Source organism: Microbacterium sp. A93, from assembly GCF_051842835.1.
The window spans coordinates 257,859-275,360 of sequence record NZ_JBPXMT010000001.1 but is presented as its reverse complement, the minus strand read 5'-3'; the positions used below and the strand labels follow the sequence as shown (position 1 = coordinate 275,360).

Genomic DNA, 17,502 nt, shown 5'->3' with positions numbered 1-17,502 from the left:
AGCCTGAGCCTGCAGCTGCGAATCTGCAACTCATCCGTAGAAAAGGTGCTCGAAGACTCGCCGTGCGCGCCTGGTGACGCCGGAGAAGTCCTCTTCGACCGCCGTCGCCGAGCGGTCAGGGTAACCGAGCAGCCGCCCGATAGCGTCAAGTTCTCGGCGGTCTTCGGGCAGGATGTCGCTGGTCTTTCCGGTCAGGAGAGTCATGGCCGAACGCAGCCGACTCGACAACAGCCAGGCTTCGCGAAGCAGCTCGGCGTCTTCGGCCGGGATGAGCTCGGCATCCACCGATGCCTGCAACGCGCCAAGAGTCGAGGTGGTGCGCAACGCCGGTACCTGGTGGGCGTGCTGCAGCTGGATGAGCTGTACCAACCATTCCACGTCGCTGAGCGTGCCCGGACCGAGCTTGAGATGACGATGCGGATCGGCGCCCTGTGGGAGCCTCTCGCCCTCGACTCTCGCCTTGATCCGCTTGATCTCGCGCAGGCCTTGCTGATCAGTCTCCTCGGGATACCTGATCGTGTCGGCCAGCGCGGTGAACTTCTCGATCAGCGGTTCGCTGCCCGCCACTCCTCTGGCACGTAGCAGCGCCTGTGCCTCCCACGACACCGACCAGCGTCGGTAATACTCGGCGTACGCGCCGATCGAGCGCACAAGCGGGCCCTGACGACCCTCGGGTCGAAGATCTGCATCCAGGTCAAGCGGGACCCTGTGGTCGGTGAGGTGATCCCGTAACCCAGAGACAAGTTTCGTTGCCAGTGCCTGCGCTCGTTCCGGATCGATTCCGTTCGCGTCATACACGTAAAGAATGTCGGCGTCCGATCCGAACCCGAGCTCGGCGCCACCGAAACGCCCCATGCCGATCACAGCGAATTCCAGCGCGTCATCTTCGGCCGACACCACCTCGCGGCGCACGGCACGCAGCCCAGCCTGAATCGTCGCGTCAGTGATGGCCGTGAGCGCGGTTGCCAGCTCTTCGATCGTCAGCACGCCCAGCACAGCGCCCATCGCGGTACGCAGCAGTTCACGACGCCTCAGCGCCCGCACAGCCTTGAGCGCAGACGCCACCGAACTGTGCCGTGTCTGGATCGCCCGTGCCTCCTCGTACAGTTTCGCTTCGCCACGCGGGCGAAGAAGATCGGCACTGTCGAGCCAGGCGACTGATTCGGGAATCCACTCCATCAACTCGCCGATGTATCGCGAGGACGACAAGAGCCGAGTCAAGCTCTCCGCTGCTCCTGACGAATCCCGCAGCATGCGCAGGAACCATGAGCTGTCGCCCAGACGCTCGCTGATGCGGCGGAAAGCGAGCAGCGCATAGTCGGGATCACTGCCGTCGGCGAACCAGCTGACCATGACCGGGATGAGGTGGCGCTGGATCGTGACCTTACGGCTGATACCCGTGGTGAGTGCGCCGATATGCCGCAGCGCGCCCGCAGGGTCGCGGAACCCGATGGCCGCCAGGCGATCTCGTGCGTGCTCTGTGGTCATCGTGCGCTGATCTTCCGGCAGCTCCGCGACGGCGCTCAGCAGCGGCCGGTAGAACAGCCTCGTGTGGATCTCCCGCACTTCCCGCCGTACCCGGTCCCACAGCGACCAGATGCCGGAACCGTCTTCCGCGAGACCGGTCGCTCGTGCGAGCACCCGCAGCCCATCGGGAGTGCGCGGCATCAGATGCGTGCGGGACAGCTCGCGCAGCTGCAGGCGGTGCTCCAGCAGACGCAGCATGCGGTAGTCAGCGGCGAACGTCGCCGCATCATCGCGGCCGATGTAGCCCCCTGCAACCAGCGCATCCAGACTTTCCAGCGTTCCCCGTGTACGGATGCTGGGATCGGTGAGTCCGTGTACCAACTGCAGCAGTTGCACGGTGAATTCGATGTCGCGCAGACCTCCGGCGCCAAGCTTGATCTGGTAGCCGGCGTCTTCCGGGTCGATGTGCTCGGTGACTCGCTCCCGCATTCGCTGCACGCTGTCGACGAAATTCTCACGTGCTGCGCTCGACCAGATCTTCGGTTGCACTGCTTCGATATACGCCTGCCCGAGCTCCGGGTCCCCGGCAAGTGGCCGCGCCTTCAGAAGTGCTTGGAACTCCCAACTCTTCGCCCACCGGTCGTAATACGCCAGGTGCGACCCGAGCGAACGGACCAGCGCTCCCTGCTTTCCTTCCGGTCGCAGGTTCGCGTCGACCTCCCACAGGGGCGGTTCGATCTCGGCGGCCGACAGCGCCCGCATCATCTCTCTTGCGAGCTTCGTCGCGATGTCGATGGCGCGCGATTCCTCGAGCCTCGCTTCGTCTGCGGTGCCGCCGACAAAGATGACATCGACATCGCTCACATAGTTGAGTTCCCTGGCGCCCGCTTTACCCATGCCGATGACGGCCAGTTGGGTGAGCGCGACTTCTTCACGTGAAATCACGCCTGAGACACGTGTGCGCGCGATCGTCAGTGCGGCTTCCAACGCGGCCCCGGCCGCATCCGCAAGCGCCGCAGAGACAGCCGCGATCCTGGAGGCCGGATCCGTCGTTGTCAGGTCGATCGCCGCGATCTCGGCAATGGAGCGTCGATAGGCGACGCGCAACGCAACCCAGGCGGATTCGTCACCGGCAGCGGCGAACCCCTGTTCCGCTCCCACGGCGTGCAGTATCCGTTCGGTGAGAGTTGTTGCATTCGGCACGAGCGCGCCGACCTCGCCCAGAACTTCAAGCTCCGAAGGGTGGCGGAGAAAGAAATCCGCCAGCCCGAGGGAGGCACCGAACACACGCCAGACGATCGCGCGCGACTCGTCGTCACGCATGATCCGTCCCAGCGCGACCGCATCGCGGCGAGCCACGTGCAGCATTCCCGCGACAGCAGCATCCGGATCCGCCGCCGAGGCGCCGCTGACCAACACTTCACGTTCGAGTCCGATCAGACTCGACAACTCATCGAGCGCCGCAGAACCGGCACTGAGCCTGGTGAAGCCCAAACGCGCAAGCGCCGACAGTGTGAAGGCAGAGCCTGACCGAGCCATCGGCTCAGAGAAGCTCGAGGTTGCTCTTCAGCTCGAACGGAGTGACCTGGCCACGGTAGGCCTCCCACTCCTTGCGCTTGTTGAGCAGCACGTAGTTGAAGACCTGCTCGCCCAATGTCTCCGCAACGAGCTCAGAGCTCTCCATGAACTCCAACGCGTGGTCGAGGCTGGCAGGCAGAGACGAGTAGCCGAGAGCACGGCGCTCGGCATCGCTCAACGACCACACGTTGTTCTCTGCCTCGGGCGGAAGCTCGTACTCGTTCTCGATGCCCTTGAGCCCGGCTGCGAGCAGCAGCGCGTAAGCGAGGTACGGATTCGCCGCGGAATCCAGGCCGCGGTACTCGACACGAGAGGACTGGCTCTTGTTCGGCTTGTACATCGGCACACGCACCAGCGCGGAGCGGTTGGTGTGGCCCCAGGTGACGAAGCTCGGTGCCTCGTCGCCACCCCAGAGGCGCTTGTACGAGTTCACGAACTGATTGGTGACAGCCGCGATCTCGTTCGCGTGCTTCAGCAGGCCGGCGATGAAGTGACGGCCGGTTTTGGAGAGCTGATACTTGGCGCCCTCTTCCCAGAAGGCGTTCTGGTCGCCCTCAAACAGCGACATGTGCGTGTGCATGCCGCTGCCGGGCTGATTGCTGATCGGCTTCGGCATGAACGTCGCGTACACGCCCTGCTCGATCGCGACCTCTTTGATCACGGTGCGGAAGGTCATCACGTTGTCTGCGGTCGCCAGAGCATCGGCGTAACGCAGATCGATCTCGTTCTGACCAGGGCCGCCCTCATGATGGCTGTATTCGACCGAAATGCCCAGATCTTCCAGCATCCGCACAGAGCGTCGGCGGAAGTCGTGCGCTGTGCCACCCGGAACGTTATCGAAGTACCCAGCGGAGTCGACGGGAACCGGCCCGTCCGGGCCGAGTTCCGAAGACTTGAGGAGGTAGAACTCGATCTCAGGATGCGTGTAGAACGTGAACCCGGCATCGGCGGCCTTGGCCAGCGCGCGCTTGAGAACATGCCGCGGGTCAGCGACGGCAGGCTGACCATCGGGGGTGGTGAGGTCGCAGAACATGCGTGCTGTCGGGTCGATCTCACCGCGCCACGGCAATGTCTGGAAGGTTGTCGGGTCCGGCTGCGCGAGCAGGTCGGACTCGAAAGTCCTCGTCAGACCCTCGATGGCCGACCCGTCGAAGCCGATGCCCTCTGCGAACGCACCCTCCACCTCGGCGGGCGCGATCGCCACCGACTTGAGAGTTCCGATCACATCGGTGAACCAGAGACGAACGAACTTCACGCCGCGCTCTTCAATCGTGCGCAGCACGAAGTCTCGCTGCTTATCCATGCCCATGTGGTGCGCTACTTCCCATCAACTTCGGTCGCCTTGCGCCAGTCTTCATCAATTGCTTCTTCAACGGCCCAGGCTTCGGAGCGCTCACGCAATGTCTGCAGGGCGTTCGCAGCCTGCTCTTTCGTATCGAAGGGACCGATCCGATCGACGGCGGGTGAGATGTACCCGTACTCAACCTCGGTGGTGTGAGTGTTGTACCAGTACTTGCGTTCACCGCTGGACATGTACACATCTTTGTCCTCAGACATGGCGCCATCCCTTCGTAAGCATCTGTCACGATCCTACTGTCGCATTGCAGTCTCGGTAGGCTATTGCTCATGGCAAAAGCGATCGGCGTCGACATCGGCGGCACAGGTATCAAAGCAGGCATCGTCGACCTCGAGCACGGAACGATGGCATCCGACCGTGTGCGCGTCCCGACGCCGGAGGGCGCGTCCCCGCAGGATGTCCTCACGGCAGTGCAGACGGTTCTGGAAGAGCTTGATGTACACGACGCGACGGTGCCGCTTGGCGTGGCTTTTCCCGCCATCGTCAAGCGCGGAAAGACGCTGTCTGCAGCGAACGTTTCTCAGGAATGGGTGAACTTCGAGGCAGAACAGTTCTTCCGCGACGGACTCGGACGCAACATCGTCTTCGTGAACGACGCTGACGCAGCAGGCGTCGCCGAAGCGCGCCACGGTGCGGCCAGGGACGTCAGAGGCCTCACGCTGCTGACCACCCTCGGAACCGGAATCGGGTCGGCGTTCCTCTACGACGGTGTGTTGATCCCCAACACCGAACTCGGACACCTGAACTTCCGCGAGTACGAGTCCGTCGAGCGCTGGGCCGCCACTTCGGCACGCGAACGCGAGGGACTCTCGTGGGAGGCGTGGGCCGAGCGTCTGCAGGCGTTCTACTCGCACATCGAGTTCCTGTTCAGCCCTGACCTGTTCGTGGTCGGCGGCGGCGTGTCCAAGAATGCCGCCGATTTCCTCCCGCTGCTCGAACTCAAGACGCCGATCGTCCCGGCGATCCACCGCAACAACTCAGGCATCATCGGCGCGGCGTCGCTCTCCGGAGACTGATCCCGCGAAACCACAAAACCACGCCGAGACAGCACGGAATCGTGCATGTTTCGGCGTGGTTTTGTCGTTTCGGGAGCTGTAAGGCGAATGGGCCAGCCTGTACGCCGGGTTCTGTTCCGGGGCCCCTCTCGGGGATTCCCTTCGACGGCCATCTCTCTACGCGACACGTTGCCATGCCGCTCTAGCGGTCTACCCGAGGACTCAGCGAGCCGCGTCAACATCCTCTGTCTGACCTTGCTCCGGACGAGGTTTACCTGGCAGGTCATGTCACCATGACCCCCGGTGGTCTCTTACTCCACCCTTTCACCCTTACCTCGACGCCACTGAGACAAGCTCGGTGTCGGCGAGGCGGTCTACTCTCTGTGGCACTATCTCGCGGATTGCTCCGGGTGGGTGTTACCCACCGTCCTGCCCTGTGGAGCCCGGACGTTCCTCGGTACGGTTGCCCGCAACGCGGCCGTCCGGCTGACCCATTCGCGTGCCCAGTCTACTTCTCTGCGGTCTGAACGATCTGCAGGTCCAGTGGCACGTCGATGGGGAACGAACCGAAAAGACGCCTGGTCGCGATGGCCGCGGCCTCTCTGACGACGTTTGCCGCAGCCGCCGCCTGTTCTTGCGGCACGTGCAGGATCACCTCATCGTGAAGGAAGAAGGCCAGGTGCGCGTGGCGTGCAAAAGGACCGGATGCCGCGGCCTCTGTCTGCGCATCTCCCAGCTGGCGCAGTCGATGCCGAATCTCCGCCAACCAAATCAGCGCCCACTCGGCTGCCGTGCCCTGCACGACAAAGTTGCGAGTGAAGCGACCGCGCTCTCTGGCGCGCTGCCGGGCCTGCTTCACTGCGGCGGGATCGACATCGGCGCCAGTGGCCTCTGCCTGCTGAGCCGTCCAGTCGCTATCCGGGCGTGGCGAGGAGCGTCCGAGACTGGTCGAGACTGTGCCGCCGTCCTCGCCTTTACGGGCCGCGTCATCTACGAGGTGCATCGCTCTGGGATATACCTTGCGCAACCGAGGAACAAGGCGCCCGCTGTCTCCAGTTGTCGCTCCGTACATCGCACCGAGCACGGCGTACTTCGCCTCCTCGCGTGTCTTCACCGCACCGGAGGCGACCACACCCTCGTAGAGATCACGCCCGCGGGCTGCTTCCGCCATCACTTTGTCCTGCGCCATCGCGGCCAGCATCCGGGGCTCGAGTTGCGCGACGTCCGCGACGATCAGAGTCCACCCCGGATCGGCGCGTACCGCGGGGCGCAGGATGCGCGGAAGCTGCAACGCTCCCCCGCCTGCGGATGCCCATCTGCCGGTGACGACACCACCAGGGATGTAAACCGGGCGAAAACGTCCGTCATGCACCCACTCAGCGAGCCACGCCCAGCCGTTCGCACTGAGCAGCCGGGACAGCTTCTTGTAGGCGAGCAACGGCGGGATCACCGGGTGGGAGATCTCGCTGAGCTCCCACTGGCTCGTCGACTCGACGTTCACACCAACTCGGTGCAGCGCGCGCAACATCTTCACGTGACTTTCGAGGTGTAGTTGCGGGTCTCCCAGGTGGAAGCGCACCGCGTCTGCGTGTTCGGCCATATGAGCCGGCAGTCCGCCGCCAGCGGGCCTCGCACCGAGCACCTCGGTGAGGATCCTGTCGTGCTCGTCCGGATCCCAGGGAAGCCCTGCCGCGCGCATCTCTTCCGCGATGAGACCGCCGGCCGATTCTGCCGCGCACAGCAGGTTGAGACGCCCGCTGCGATCCGCTGCGATGACGCGACGCTGCTCCGAGTACTGCTCGAGGAGTGCTTCGACCGAGTCGGTCGCCTTCTCATCGATCACGTCGAACAGGGCTGGTGCGGGCGTGTCGAGGTCTGGTTCCCGCGGAAGCCAGGCCGACGATGGCGCCAGCGGACGCGCCACGCGGTCGGTGTCTCGAAGAATCGCATGGCACAGCAGCAGGTCATGCGTTCGCGCGAGCTGCACGCCCTCGGCCAGAAGTCGCGGGTAAATCTCACGCGCGCTGCGGATCACCCAGCGCGGCGCGCGAGCCGATTCGGTGTCGCGCACCCAACCAACGAGATCAGCGCGGAGCAGACTCGTTCGATTGATCTCTGTTCCTTCGCCGTCGAATTCAACGGTGAGGAAGTCGCCAGAACCGGTTGTTGCCAACAGGATCATGACAGGTGAGTCACAAGCCCGATTCGTCGGTGCGAACCAGGATGGCGCCACATTCGGGGCAGGAAAGCACGTCGTCAGGCGCGGCACGGCGGACATCGTTGAGATGGACGCCGGAGAGCATCATGCGGCAGCCTTCGCAGGTGCCACGGCGCAACAGGCCGACACCGATGCCGCGCGACGCGCGCCGGGCGTAGTCCGCGAGCAATTCGGCCGGGATGACTGCGCTGATCGCCTCACGATCGCGCGTGAGGTGCTCAACCTCGGTCGTTGCAGCTGCCACGCCCGCCTTTGCCTGCGCGGTGAGCTCAGAACCTTCCGCGGTGATCACATCGATCAGCGCCTGCTGGGTGGCAACGGCAGCGTCTGCCTCTTCGACCTTGGACATCACCTCGAGCTCGATGTCTTCCAGGTTGCTGACACGCTTGGCGAGGCTGGCAAGTTCGCTCTCGAACGCCTGCGCGTCTTTCGCATTCGTGGCGGATGCCAGCCGCTCCGAGTCGCGCGTTCGGCGCTGCTCAACCACCTTGACGTCAGACTCGATACGCGTCAGCTCGGTGCGCGCATCATCACGAACGCCGGCCAGAGTGGTCAGCTCGCGCAGCTGCTCTTGACGCTCTTTCACGAGCTCGTTGATTCGCGGCCCTTGCGGTGGCGTCGTACGCGCGCGCTCGGCCTGCTGGATGCGCAGATCCAGGTCGGCGACGTCGAGAAGGATGCGCTGGTGCTCAGGGCTGGCTTTCACATGTCCAATCTACCTGTGGCTGGGGACATCCGCCGATCGGATCGGTCAGCCGGGCGCGCCATCCAGGTACGTCCAGGTGCGGTTCTCCCGTGTGAACCGGCTTCGCTCAGTCATAGATTCCTGTCGTCCATCCTCCCGATAGAACGCCTCAAACTCGACAACACCTGTCATGTCGAACGGTCCGCCGGATTCAGTGCCGAGGATATCCAGCCGCGTCCAGCGAATCGCCGGGTCTAGTTCGAGCTCTGCAGGCCTGGTCGATGGATGCCACGAGCGCAGGAGGTATCCGGCATCACCAACGGCGAAAGCACTGAAGCGCGAGCGCATGAGTCGCTCGGCGGTGGGCGCCATCGCATCACCCGCGTGGATAGGACCGCAGCACGACTCGTATGTGTCGCCGGATAAGCAGGGACAGCGCATGAGTCCATTGTGCCGCGTACGCTGATCGCAGACGTCGAAGGAGATTACAGATGACCACGATTCCCACCCGCACCGCCCACAACGGATTCGAACTTCCCGCGATCGGCTTCGGCACGTATCGCCTGAACGGAGATGCGGGGGCAGCCGCGATCGCGGCTGCAATCGACGCTGGCTATCGACTGATCGACTCCGCATTCAACTACGAGAACGAGGGCGCGGTGGGCCGCGGTGTAGCGGATGCCGTCACGGATCGCGCTGACGTCATCGTCACGACGAAACTCCCCGGTCGCCACCACCCATCCCAGAAGGCCCGCACCAGCATCGAGGAGAGTCGCTTCCGCCTCGGTCTGGATGTTACTGACCTGCACCTGATCCACTGGCCGAACCCGATCCAGGACGAGTATGTGCAGGCGTGGGCCGCACTGGTTGATGCGCAGCAGCGTGGCGTCGTCCGTCAGATCGGCGTGTCGAACTTCCTCCCCGAACATCTCGAACGCATCGAGCGCGAGACGGGCGTGCGTCCGGTGGTGAATCAGATCGAACTGCACCCGTACTTCCCGCAGTCCGAGCAACTCGCCTACCACCGCGAGCACGGCATCATCACTGAGGCTTGGAGCCCGATCGGTCGTGCCAGAGAGCTGATCGAAGAGCCGGTGATCACCGAGATCGCCGCGGCCCGCAGCATCTCCCCCGTGCAAACGATTCTCGCCTGGCACGTGGCGCGCGAGACGGTCGCGATTCCCAAGGCGTCTTCGCTTGAACATCAGCAGGCCAACCTCGCTGCCGCATCCGTCGTTCTCGATGACGCGGAGGTGGATGCGATCACCGCGTTGGGACGGGCCGACGGCCGTTTGTTCGACGCCGATCCCCGTACGCACGAGGAGTCCTAAGCCCGCAAGCCTGACATAGCGGTCGGCGGTCTCCGCGAGGGCCATCTGTACGATGTCGAACGGCACCAATGGGCGCTTCGCGGATTCACCGCTGGTGAGATCTGTTCAGAATGTAGGGCGCGGGCAAGGGCGCCGCCGAACCAAGCGGGTGACACGCTCAGCTACCGTCCCGGGTCTGGTGCACTGCCGGGTTCAGCAGATGGCTCACACTCACCCAAATCGGCCAGCCGACCAGCCAGATCGCGGTGACTAACCAGACCCTGAGGAACCAGCTTGACAATTCCTCAGTGCGAGACGGGTCGTTCACCAGCACAATGATGGCCCCGAGCACCGCACTCGCGAGCACCGCACACCACAGCATGCGGAACCACTGATTCCACTCGTACCTCACGTGCGGGAGTCCAGATTTCGGAGGCTTGACCGGTTGCGGGCCGTCTGCAAAACGGTGCGCTGACCATGCGTCGACGCGGACGATGATCTGGTGGCCGAACGCGACCGTGAAACCGAGATAGACCGCCCCCAGCCCGTGCGCAAAGTCGGCAGTCGTTCCATTCGCCAGCAGATCCCAGGCAATCAGCGAGAGCAGGAACACATCAAGCAGGGGTACGCAAAGAAGCAAGATGGTCGAGAGCCTCTGCAGCTTTAACACGTATCGAGCAAAGAGCCCGAGAGCAAGCACGAGCCAAAAGCCGATCTCGCACGCCACGATTCCGATCACGATGATGTTCATTCCGCCAGTCTGTCGGCGGTCAGCATCCGTTGGATCCTGCGGGTGGCCGGTCGGCCTCCTCCGAACGGATGAGACGAAAAAGTAGCCTTCCGGCAGACTATGAGGCATGGTGGCGCGCTGGTGGGAACGATTGAACGCGCACCCCGCGAGCCGAGACGCGGTCGTCGCTGCGGTGTGGCTATTGCTCGGCCTTGCGCTCTTGCAAGCGGGCGGCTACCACTTGTGGCGCGACGTCGTGATCTTCGACACCAACGGAAGCGCATTTATCGTCATCCTTGGATGTATGGTCGCCGTCGCAACGCTGCGATCACGACGACCGTTCGTCGCTCTCGCCATCGGGATCGTCGGGGCCGGAGCGGACCTCCTCTTTGGCGGCAGCGTCGGCGTGGTGCTGATCCTCACCGACCTCATCTACGCGGCCATGAAGTACGGGAGTGATCGCGGCGTGCGGTACCTGCTCTGGGCCGCGGTCGCCGGCGCAATCCTGCTGGGAACGGGACTGATCGTCTTCCGCCCCGAGGGGAATATGGTTCCGGTCATCGTCGTCCAGTGGGTGCTCATTGTCACGGTCTCTGGCGCATGGGGATGGAACGTGCGCAGCGAACGGCTGCGCACCCACGCCGCGATGGCCGAGCAACACAGCCGGGGCACACGGCAACTGCGCCAGAGTATCGCCCACGACCTGCACGACCTCGTCGCGAACCAAATCGCGGTGGCGGGCCTGCACATCGAAGCCGCGAAACTCCTGGCCAGGCCGGCGGCGAGCGATGTCACCTCGCTGGTCCAAAGCTTGGAGCAGTCCAAGCGCGGAACCGACCAGGCGTACCGTGAACTTCGAAACCTCATCACGGTGCTCACCGCGGTCGACGATCTCGAAGAGCCTGTCCCGGTCCAGTTCGAGAACGAACTCGACCAGTTGACGCAGTTGCTCCCGGCAGGCCGCTCACTGGTCTGGATCGAAGGCGGCGCAGGGGCCATGAAGGCTGCCCTGCACCCGCAACCGGATTCGTGCCAGCGCATCGTGCTGCGAGTGCTCCAGGAACTCGTGTCGAATGCCGCCAAGCATGGGGTCGGCGACGTTACCGTGTGCGTCACCGGCGAGCAGCCCGAACCGCGGCACTCGGATGCTTGGAGGGAGCCCACGGAAGCAGTCGTCACACTCTCGAATGCCCGTGCCGCTCACGGTTCCACTGTTCCTGGCACAGGGCTCGGCATCGGTGGCGCGAGACTACTGCTCGCCGGCATCGGCGCGAATCTCATGACAGAATCCGGCGCACGCGGCGAGCCTTGGCGGGCAATTCTTACGATCCCGACGACCCCGAGCGAAGAACAGAGGAAGTGGAAGTGACCAACAAGGTGAGGGTCATCATTGCGGACGACCACGAGGCGGTGCGCAGCGGAGTCGCTGCGATCCTCGGCACCGATCCTGGTTTCGAGATCGTGGCAGAAGCCGAGAATGGTTTCGACGCTCTCGCCGTCTGCATCCGGCACGCTCCCGACGTCGCTCTGGTCGATCTGCGGATGCCCGGCACCGACGGCATCTGGGCGACTGAGCGGATCACCGCTGAGACGACCACCAGGGTCATCGTGCTCACTACCTACGATTCCGATGACCTCATCGCGCGGGCGCTGACCTCCGGTGCGCGCGGCTACTTGCTGAAAAGTACGAGCGGGGCCGAGTTGATCCAGGCTGTCCATCACGTAGCCGCGGACCGACACGTCATCGACCCGGCGATTGCGGGCGGCGTTATTGCGCGTCTCACCGCCGCACGACACGCGGGACACGGTGCGGAGGATGCTCCGATGCTGGATCCTTCCCAGCTCACGTCACGTGAACGCCAAGTGTTCGACCTTCTCACAACGGGCATGACCAACCAGGCGATCGCCGAGCGGCTGGGTGTCGGGATCACAACGGTGAAAACCCATGTGGGCGCACTCTATGCAAAGACGGGCGCGGACTCACGCGTGCAGCTCGCGCGGCTCGGCGCGGTGTGATCTCCCGCCACGACTAAGAACTAGCACCAGGATCACAGACTGTCCCGGCAGCGATGAAGGATCGCCTACCAGTCCGCTTGAGTGGTGCACTGCCGTGCTCTTAGACGCGCCGGCTCGACCACTTGCGTGCCGGTCTCACCCAGCTCAACTGACAGTGCGAGACGGGAATACCCGAGTGCGCTGCCTGCTTGCATTCGGCATGAGAGCAATCGTGTACACAGGCAAGGGCGACTCAGAGACGCTCACGTTGATCGAGCGCGAGGCGGGACAACCGGGCACCGGTGAGGTGCGCATCCGCATCCACGCCTCGGGAGTGAATCCCACCGACTGGAAGGCTCGAGCGTCCTCGGGAACGCCGATGCCGTTCGATCAGATCGTGCCGAATCAGGACGGTGCCGGCGTCGTAGATGCGGTCGGTGACGATGTCGGTGACCTGCAGGTCGGAGATCGTGTGTGGGTATATCTCGCGGCACACGAACGTCCGACCGGGACCGCTCAGGACGTCACGGTCGTTCCCGCTGCTCGCGCCGTCCGACTTCCGGATGGGGTCGGTTTCGACGTCGCTGCGAGTCTCGGCGTACCAGCGATGACTGCGCATCGCGCGCTAACCGTGCATGAGTACGGCCCATCGCGGCTCTCCCCTGGCGCTCTTGCCGATCGGACGGTCCTCGTTCAGGGTGGAGCCGGCGCCGTGGGTCATGCTGCTATCCAGCTCGCCGTCTGGGCAGGCGCAAGAGTTCTCACGACCGTCAGCAGCGACGAGAAAGAGGAGCTCGCCCGCGCAGCCGGCGCGCACCACGTGTTCCGCTATCCCGATGACCGGCTGGCCGAACGAATTCTCGAAGTCGCGCCGTCGGGCATCGACCACGTCGTCGAGGTCTCGCCCGCCATGAACGCCGCTTTAGATGTCGCTGTGCTGGCGAACCACGGTTCGATTGCGTTCTACGCGAACGACAAGGGTGACACGATCACGGTCCCCATCATCACCAGCTTCGCGAAGAACGCCCGCTGGCAGGGATTGCTCCTGTACACGGTCGGCGAGGAGGCTCTCGCCACGGCGGTCGAAGACATCACGGCTGCACTGGAGGACGACGCGCTTCCCGTCGGTGCGGCAGCAGGGCTTCCCCTCACCTGGTTTCCACTAGAGGAGACCGCCGCCGCTCACGACGCGGTACAACAGGGCACGATCGGCAAGGTCCTCATTCGCGTCACGGAAGACGACGCCTGAGCGGGAACTGATGTGGTGGGCCTTCGTAGGTGCTTCTCACACCCGTTTGAGTGCCTCTAATCAAAAGGAGGGGCTCGATGGTTATGCGGTTGCCGTGCCGGTTCAGGATCTAGCAGCGGGGCTCCGCATTCCGGCCAAGTTCGCGTGTCTATTCAGGCCATGCTGAGCCTCGAATGACTTCCACGAAGTCACCACGTTTGAACCCGGGCACGAAGTGCGCCAGCACATCCGCCTTCACGTTCCCGAATGTTGTGTCTGGCCGATCCTTGAGCCCATTGGTGAAGGCTGCGAGAATCTGATTCTTGAAATTAGGGCGTGGGTGCGCCTCGACAACGGCCTGGCGCTGCTCGTCATTGATTGCGTTGTAGCCGAGCCCGAGCACATCCAGCTCTACCCCACGCGTGACAAGTGCGATCTCCGGTGCCATATGCAGGGGGATTTCCGGGGTTGTGTGCAGAGCGATCGCTGCCCACACGGTGTCAGCGTCGTTGGCATCAATTCCGTGTTCGTGGAGGAATCGACGCGCTTCATCGGCAGCGTCGATCTCGAATCGCTGGTCCGTGCGTCGGTACTTATCGGTCAGTCCGAGGTCGTGGAACATCGCGCCGACATACAGCAGCTCGGGGTCGTATTGCAGCCCCTGCTCCTGGCCGCGAAGCGAGCCAAAGAGGAACACGCGTCTGGAGTGGTGATACACAAGCTCGGATGCGACATCCTGCACAAGTGCAGTGGCGTCCTTAACCATGGGGCTATCCGGAATTGCGATCCCGGCAATCGTCTCTGTCATCTTTTGGTCCTTTCGACGAGATACCTCGTTCTGTCGGTTCTCGTTCAAGGATCGCAAGATCAGGTAGTGTGTGCGTATGTCATTTTTGACCAGTTCCCCTCAGATTCAGACATGACGCATCGAATCGGCCTTATTGTCTTTGACGGGATGACGCTTCTTGATGTCGGCGGTCCGGCCGAAGTGTTCCGACTCTCAGACCGCGCCAATGATACGTACAAGCTTGAATTCATCTCGCCGAGCGGCGGGCGGATTCGTACGTCGTCTGGCATTCAGATCGACAGCACTGCTAGTACGCAGATAGCTGCGCTCGACACTCTCCTCGTCGCGGGTGGGGAGAATCTCGTCGATCAGCCTTTGGAGTCTGATCTACTCGCTACGGTCGAGCGGCTCGCAGCAGGTGCAGAGCGTGTGGCATCTGTGTGCACTGGAGCGTTCGTGCTGGCGCAGTTGGGGCTTCTCGATGGTCGGCACGCTACCACTCACTGGCGATACGCCACTGAGTTGGCCCGCCGCTATCCGAATGTCAAGGTTCAACCAGATGTGATTCACATTCGAGACGGCCGGTATATGTCGTCAGCGGGGATCACGGCTGGGATTGACCTCGCACTCGCGATGGTCGAAGACGATCTGGGCGCAGAAGACGCGCGAGCAGTGGCGCGCGAACTGGTGATGTTCATGCAACGGCCTGGTGGACAGAGCCAGTACTCGACCGCCCTGCGTCGACCCGCAGTGAACAGTGAGCCATTGCGCAGACTCATGGATGAGGTAGTCGCTGCTCCCGGCAAGGAGCACACACTACCTTCAATGGCCAGAACGATTGGAGTCAGCACCCGCCACTTGAATCGGTTATTCCAGGCCGAAGTTGGGATGACGCCCTCACGCTGGCTTGAAGAAGCCAGGGTGGATGCGGCTCAGGCACTGATTCTCGACGGGTACCTAATTAACCAGGTGGCACATCTGAGCGGTTTCGGCTCTGACGAGACACTACGGCGTGCTTTTGCGCGTCACTTCGGCACTACACCCAGCGCGTTCCGTGATCGATTCGCAACGACTCGAACAGCCAGCAGGCTGTAGCGACGACAATTCCGAAGCTCATTCCTCAAGCCGGGGTGCCGATGCGAGTTCCAGGACTGAATACTGAAAACCAAACTCGCACAAGGGATGGGTCCCCTCGCCCTGTGCGGGTAGCACCGTCGCTGCCAAGATCGATCTAGACCCACCTTGGCAGCTGTGACGGCGCGAGGACAGCCCCAACATACGAGATTATTGCGTACGAGCCGGGTACTTGCGGCCCAAACACCCGCTCACCAAGCACCCGCTGATCAGGCTCCGGTTCCCTACGCCTGACGTGTGCGCCGCGCTCGCTGCCTAGCGACCAGCAGTATCGCGCCCGCCGCAATCGTCAGCCCTCCGCTGAGGAGCCCAAGCTGCCCAAGCGGCAACTCTGCCCCAGTAGCCGCAAGTTGCTTGGCAGAGGTGTCATTCTTCGCAGGCTCCGGCTTGACGACCGGGGTCACCGGCACAGGCGCGGGTGTCGGCTCGGGTGTTGGTGTCGGATCGGGGGTTGGTGCCGGCACAGGCGCAGGCGCCGGCTCAGGTGTTGGTGCCGGCACAGGCGCAGGCGCCGGATCGGGTGTTGGTGTCGGATCGGGGGTTGGTGCCGGCACAGGCGCAGGCGCCGGCTCAGGTGTTGGTGCCGGAACGGGGGTTGGTGCCGGAACGGGGGTTGGTGCCGGAACGGGGGTTGGTGCCGGAACGGGGGTTGGTGCCGGCTCAGAATCCGGCACCGCGGTCACCGTCACTGTCAGTGCAACGAGCGACGTCGATGCCGCGTTGTTGAGATCTCCGCCGTAGGTTGCGGTGATCGAGTGAGTACCGACCGCGAGCGAGGCGGTGGCGAGGATCGCGCTCGCCGTTGTCGCCGACGCGCCGGCAGTTGTGCTTGCGCTACCCAGCGAGGTGCCATCGGCGAAGAACTCGACGGTGCCGGTGGGCATCGCCCCCGTTACCTCGGCGTTGAAGGAAACCTCAGTGCCGGCTTCCACAGACGCGTTGGCTGCAGTCACGACCGTCGTGGTCGCCGCTACTGGTGGTTCTACTTCGACAGTCACCGGCGCTGATATCGATGGTAAAACCCAAGTGTTGCCCGCATAGTGGGCGGTGATCTGGTGGGATCCGCTGGTCAAAGCCACGTTAGGGAGGGCAGCCTGGCCCGTCGCGGACACCGGAACCTCCCCGAGGCTGGTAGCACCATCGAAGAATTCGACACTGCCCTCGAAGTTCGCCGTAAACCCCGGGCGTGCAACCGTTGCAGTCAGGTCAACAGGGTCTCCCGCAGCGACCGTGCCACTGCTGGCGGTGAGCGCGGTGGTGGCACCTAAGAGGGTGGTGGCGGTACCAAAAATTCCGGGGCCCGAGGCGCGGTAGCTCACAGTGCCCGATTGGCCCCCGAACCCAGCGAGCACCATCGTGTACTCCACGTCAGCTTCGAGATTCACCAGCCCGAAGTCGTCAACCTCCGCAACACAGTTACTGACGTCATTCCGGTCGAAGGCTCCTTCAAATATTATGAATCGCCCATCCACCGGACTCTTTAAGTCACGGAAGGTGTACAGACCGGTCGCACTCACGACGGCCACCGAAGTGATCGCACGACGTCCATTGCCATCCCAAGCCGCCTCCGTTGAGCAGTCGGCGCCACTGGGCCAGGCGACGGTGCTCGGGTCTTCGTTAGTGACGGTGTATTTGAATTGGTAAGAGATGGCATCCGCGTAGGCGGGAGTGCTGATGAACAGGGCACCAGCGGCGAGTGCAACGACGGCGCTCGCGCTCAAAAATGATCGACGCATAATGCTCGATTTTAATGTGCATTGGGGGTGCATATTTCAACAACGCGAAGAACAAGACCGCATCACCAGGCGGCTCGCGTTCCTCGACCAAGCGTTCTTTGAACGCATCAATGTCTACGAAATCGAGAACATCGACACTGTGGAAGGCGAACCCGGTGAATCGTTCGATTCGCTTCTCGATCCGAAGCTCCACGCGGCAGCGCTGGCCTACGAGGCCAGCGTGCGCGCGGGGGGAGGATGTTAAACCTGCGGACCTCGCAAGTTTGAACATCGACTATTGTG

At 63.3% G+C, this 17,502-nt stretch carries 16 protein-coding genes and 1 other RNA gene; 7 read left to right on the top strand and 10 right to left on the bottom strand.

The window, feature by feature from the left end; translation table 11 throughout:
* Positions 1-30: 30 nt before the first annotated feature.
* Genes ACSU1G_RS01360 through ACSU1G_RS01350 form a run of 3 tightly spaced genes read right to left on the bottom strand, consistent with a single transcriptional unit; the run spans position 31 to position 4,602 of the window.
* Positions 31-3,006: a bifunctional [glutamine synthetase] adenylyltransferase/[glutamine synthetase]-adenylyl-L-tyrosine phosphorylase gene (locus tag ACSU1G_RS01360; protein ID WP_439278107.1), complete on the bottom strand. Its 2,976-nt coding sequence runs from the start codon at positions 3,004-3,006 to the stop codon at positions 31-33.
* 4 nt (positions 3,007-3,010) lie between these two features.
* Entirely contained in the window at positions 3,011-4,348 is a 1,338-nt protein-coding gene (gene glnA / locus ACSU1G_RS01355; protein ID WP_439278106.1) for a type I glutamate--ammonia ligase, read from the bottom strand.
* A 14-nt stretch (positions 4,349-4,362) separates the two neighbouring features.
* The gene (locus ACSU1G_RS01350; RefSeq protein WP_439278105.1) at positions 4,363-4,602 is read right to left on the bottom strand and encodes an SPOR domain-containing protein; all 240 of its coding nucleotides are present in this window, start codon (positions 4,600-4,602) and stop codon (positions 4,363-4,365) included.
* A 69-nt stretch (positions 4,603-4,671) separates the two neighbouring features.
* Between ACSU1G_RS01350 and ppgK the strand changes: the two genes are divergently transcribed.
* Positions 4,672-5,418: a polyphosphate--glucose phosphotransferase gene (gene ppgK, locus ACSU1G_RS01345; protein WP_439278104.1), complete on the top strand. Its 747-nt coding sequence runs from the start codon at positions 4,672-4,674 to the stop codon at positions 5,416-5,418.
* Positions 5,419-5,502: 84 nt separating this feature from the next.
* Here the strand turns inward: ppgK and rnpB are convergent.
* From rnpB to ACSU1G_RS01325, 4 genes are all read right to left on the bottom strand, one after another.
* Positions 5,503-5,891, bottom strand: an RNA gene (rnpB, locus tag ACSU1G_RS01340) — RNase P RNA component class A.
* Positions 5,892-5,905: 14 nt separating this feature from the next.
* On the bottom strand, positions 5,906-7,579 hold the full coding sequence (locus tag ACSU1G_RS01335; RefSeq protein ID WP_439278103.1) for a bifunctional 3'-5' exonuclease/DNA polymerase: 1,674 nt from the start codon (positions 7,577-7,579) through the stop codon (positions 5,906-5,908).
* A gap of 10 nt (positions 7,580-7,589) precedes the next feature.
* Positions 7,590-8,321, bottom strand: coding sequence for a zinc ribbon domain-containing protein (locus ACSU1G_RS01330; protein ID WP_439278102.1), 732 nt, complete (start codon positions 8,319-8,321; stop codon positions 7,590-7,592).
* A gap of 45 nt (positions 8,322-8,366) precedes the next feature.
* A complete protein-coding gene (locus ACSU1G_RS01325; protein WP_439278101.1) occupies positions 8,367-8,741 on the bottom strand; it encodes a YchJ family protein in 375 nt (124 codons plus the stop codon).
* 50 nt (positions 8,742-8,791) lie between these two features.
* Here ACSU1G_RS01325 and ACSU1G_RS01320 point away from each other — a divergent pair, with 50 nt between their 5' ends.
* Positions 8,792-9,631: an aldo/keto reductase gene (locus ACSU1G_RS01320; RefSeq protein ID WP_439278100.1), complete on the top strand. Its 840-nt coding sequence runs from the start codon at positions 8,792-8,794 to the stop codon at positions 9,629-9,631.
* A 157-nt stretch (positions 9,632-9,788) separates the two neighbouring features.
* Here the strand turns inward: ACSU1G_RS01320 and ACSU1G_RS01315 are convergent, their stop codons facing one another.
* Positions 9,789-10,361, bottom strand: coding sequence for a hypothetical protein (locus ACSU1G_RS01315; protein WP_439278099.1), 573 nt, complete (start codon positions 10,359-10,361; stop codon positions 9,789-9,791).
* Positions 10,362-10,467: 106 nt separating this feature from the next.
* Here ACSU1G_RS01315 and ACSU1G_RS01310 point away from each other — a divergent pair, with 106 nt between their 5' ends.
* The 3 genes from ACSU1G_RS01310 to ACSU1G_RS01300 all read left to right on the top strand — a co-directional run bounded on the left by ACSU1G_RS01310 (position 10,468) and on the right by ACSU1G_RS01300 (position 13,584).
* The gene (locus ACSU1G_RS01310) at positions 10,468-11,709 is read left to right on the top strand and encodes a sensor histidine kinase (RefSeq protein WP_439278098.1); all 1,242 of its coding nucleotides are present in this window, start codon (positions 10,468-10,470) and stop codon (positions 11,707-11,709) included.
* Positions 11,706-12,356: a response regulator gene (locus ACSU1G_RS01305; RefSeq protein ID WP_439278097.1), complete on the top strand. Its 651-nt coding sequence runs from the start codon at positions 11,706-11,708 to the stop codon at positions 12,354-12,356. Before ACSU1G_RS01310 ends, ACSU1G_RS01305 begins: the two co-directional genes overlap by 4 nt.
* 199 nt (positions 12,357-12,555) lie before the next feature.
* On the top strand, positions 12,556-13,584 hold the full coding sequence (locus ACSU1G_RS01300) for an NADPH:quinone reductase (RefSeq protein ID WP_439278096.1): 1,029 nt from the start codon (positions 12,556-12,558) through the stop codon (positions 13,582-13,584).
* A 148-nt stretch (positions 13,585-13,732) separates the two neighbouring features.
* Here the strand turns inward: ACSU1G_RS01300 and ACSU1G_RS01295 are convergent, their stop codons facing one another.
* A complete protein-coding gene (locus ACSU1G_RS01295) occupies positions 13,733-14,371 on the bottom strand; it encodes an HD domain-containing protein (RefSeq protein WP_439278095.1) in 639 nt (212 codons plus the stop codon).
* Positions 14,372-14,482: 111 nt separating this feature from the next.
* On the opposite strand from ACSU1G_RS01295, the gene ACSU1G_RS01290 reads away from it, so the two are divergent.
* Positions 14,483-15,445 (top strand): GlxA family transcriptional regulator, encoded by a 963-nt coding sequence (locus ACSU1G_RS01290; RefSeq protein ID WP_439278094.1) that lies wholly within the window; start codon positions 14,483-14,485, stop codon positions 15,443-15,445.
* A gap of 263 nt (positions 15,446-15,708) precedes the next feature.
* On the opposite strand, the gene ACSU1G_RS01285 is transcribed toward ACSU1G_RS01290, so the two are convergent.
* Positions 15,709-17,220, bottom strand: coding sequence for an Ig-like domain-containing protein (locus ACSU1G_RS01285; RefSeq protein WP_439278093.1), 1,512 nt, complete (start codon positions 17,218-17,220; stop codon positions 15,709-15,711).
* A 1-nt stretch (position 17,221) separates the two neighbouring features.
* Here ACSU1G_RS01285 and ACSU1G_RS01280 point away from each other — a divergent pair, with 1 nt between their 5' ends.
* Complete coding sequence (locus tag ACSU1G_RS01280) at positions 17,222-17,464, top strand: hypothetical protein (protein WP_439278092.1); 243 nt, start codon at positions 17,222-17,224, stop codon at positions 17,462-17,464.
* The last annotated feature ends 38 nt before the right edge of the window (positions 17,465-17,502 follow it).

Bases quoted from the DNA above. Each gene is read 5' to 3' on its own strand.
- ACSU1G_RS01325 (WP_439278101.1), bottom strand. From the start codon at position 8,741: ATGCGCTGTCCCTGCTTATCCGGCGACACATACGAGTCGTGCTGCGGT.
- ACSU1G_RS01315 (WP_439278099.1), bottom strand. From the start codon at position 10,361: ATGAACATCATCGTGATCGGAATCGTGGCGTGCGAGATCGGCTTTTGG.
- ACSU1G_RS01295 (WP_439278095.1), bottom strand. From the start codon at position 14,371: ATGACAGAGACGATTGCCGGGATCGCAATTCCGGATAGCCCCATGGTT.
- ACSU1G_RS01280 (WP_439278092.1), top strand. From the start codon at position 17,222: ATGCTCGATTTTAATGTGCATTGGGGGTGCATATTTCAACAACGCGAA.
- ACSU1G_RS01300 (WP_439278096.1), top strand. From the start codon at position 12,556: ATGAGAGCAATCGTGTACACAGGCAAGGGCGACTCAGAGACGCTCACG.
- ACSU1G_RS01320 (WP_439278100.1), top strand. From the start codon at position 8,792: ATGACCACGATTCCCACCCGCACCGCCCACAACGGATTCGAACTTCCC.
- ACSU1G_RS01350 (WP_439278105.1), bottom strand. From the start codon at position 4,602: ATGTCTGAGGACAAAGATGTGTACATGTCCAGCGGTGAACGCAAGTAC.
- ACSU1G_RS01290 (WP_439278094.1), top strand. From the start codon at position 14,483: ATGACGCATCGAATCGGCCTTATTGTCTTTGACGGGATGACGCTTCTT.
- glnA (WP_439278106.1), bottom strand. From the start codon at position 4,348: ATGGATAAGCAGCGAGACTTCGTGCTGCGCACGATTGAAGAGCGCGGC.
- ACSU1G_RS01335 (WP_439278103.1), bottom strand. From the start codon at position 7,579: ATGATCCTGTTGGCAACAACCGGTTCTGGCGACTTCCTCACCGTTGAA.
- ACSU1G_RS01310 (WP_439278098.1), top strand. From the start codon at position 10,468: ATGGTGGCGCGCTGGTGGGAACGATTGAACGCGCACCCCGCGAGCCGA.
- ppgK (WP_439278104.1), top strand. From the start codon at position 4,672: ATGGCAAAAGCGATCGGCGTCGACATCGGCGGCACAGGTATCAAAGCA.
- ACSU1G_RS01360 (WP_439278107.1), bottom strand. From the start codon at position 3,006: ATGGCTCGGTCAGGCTCTGCCTTCACACTGTCGGCGCTTGCGCGTTTG.
- ACSU1G_RS01285 (WP_439278093.1), bottom strand. From the start codon at position 17,220: ATGCGTCGATCATTTTTGAGCGCGAGCGCCGTCGTTGCACTCGCCGCT.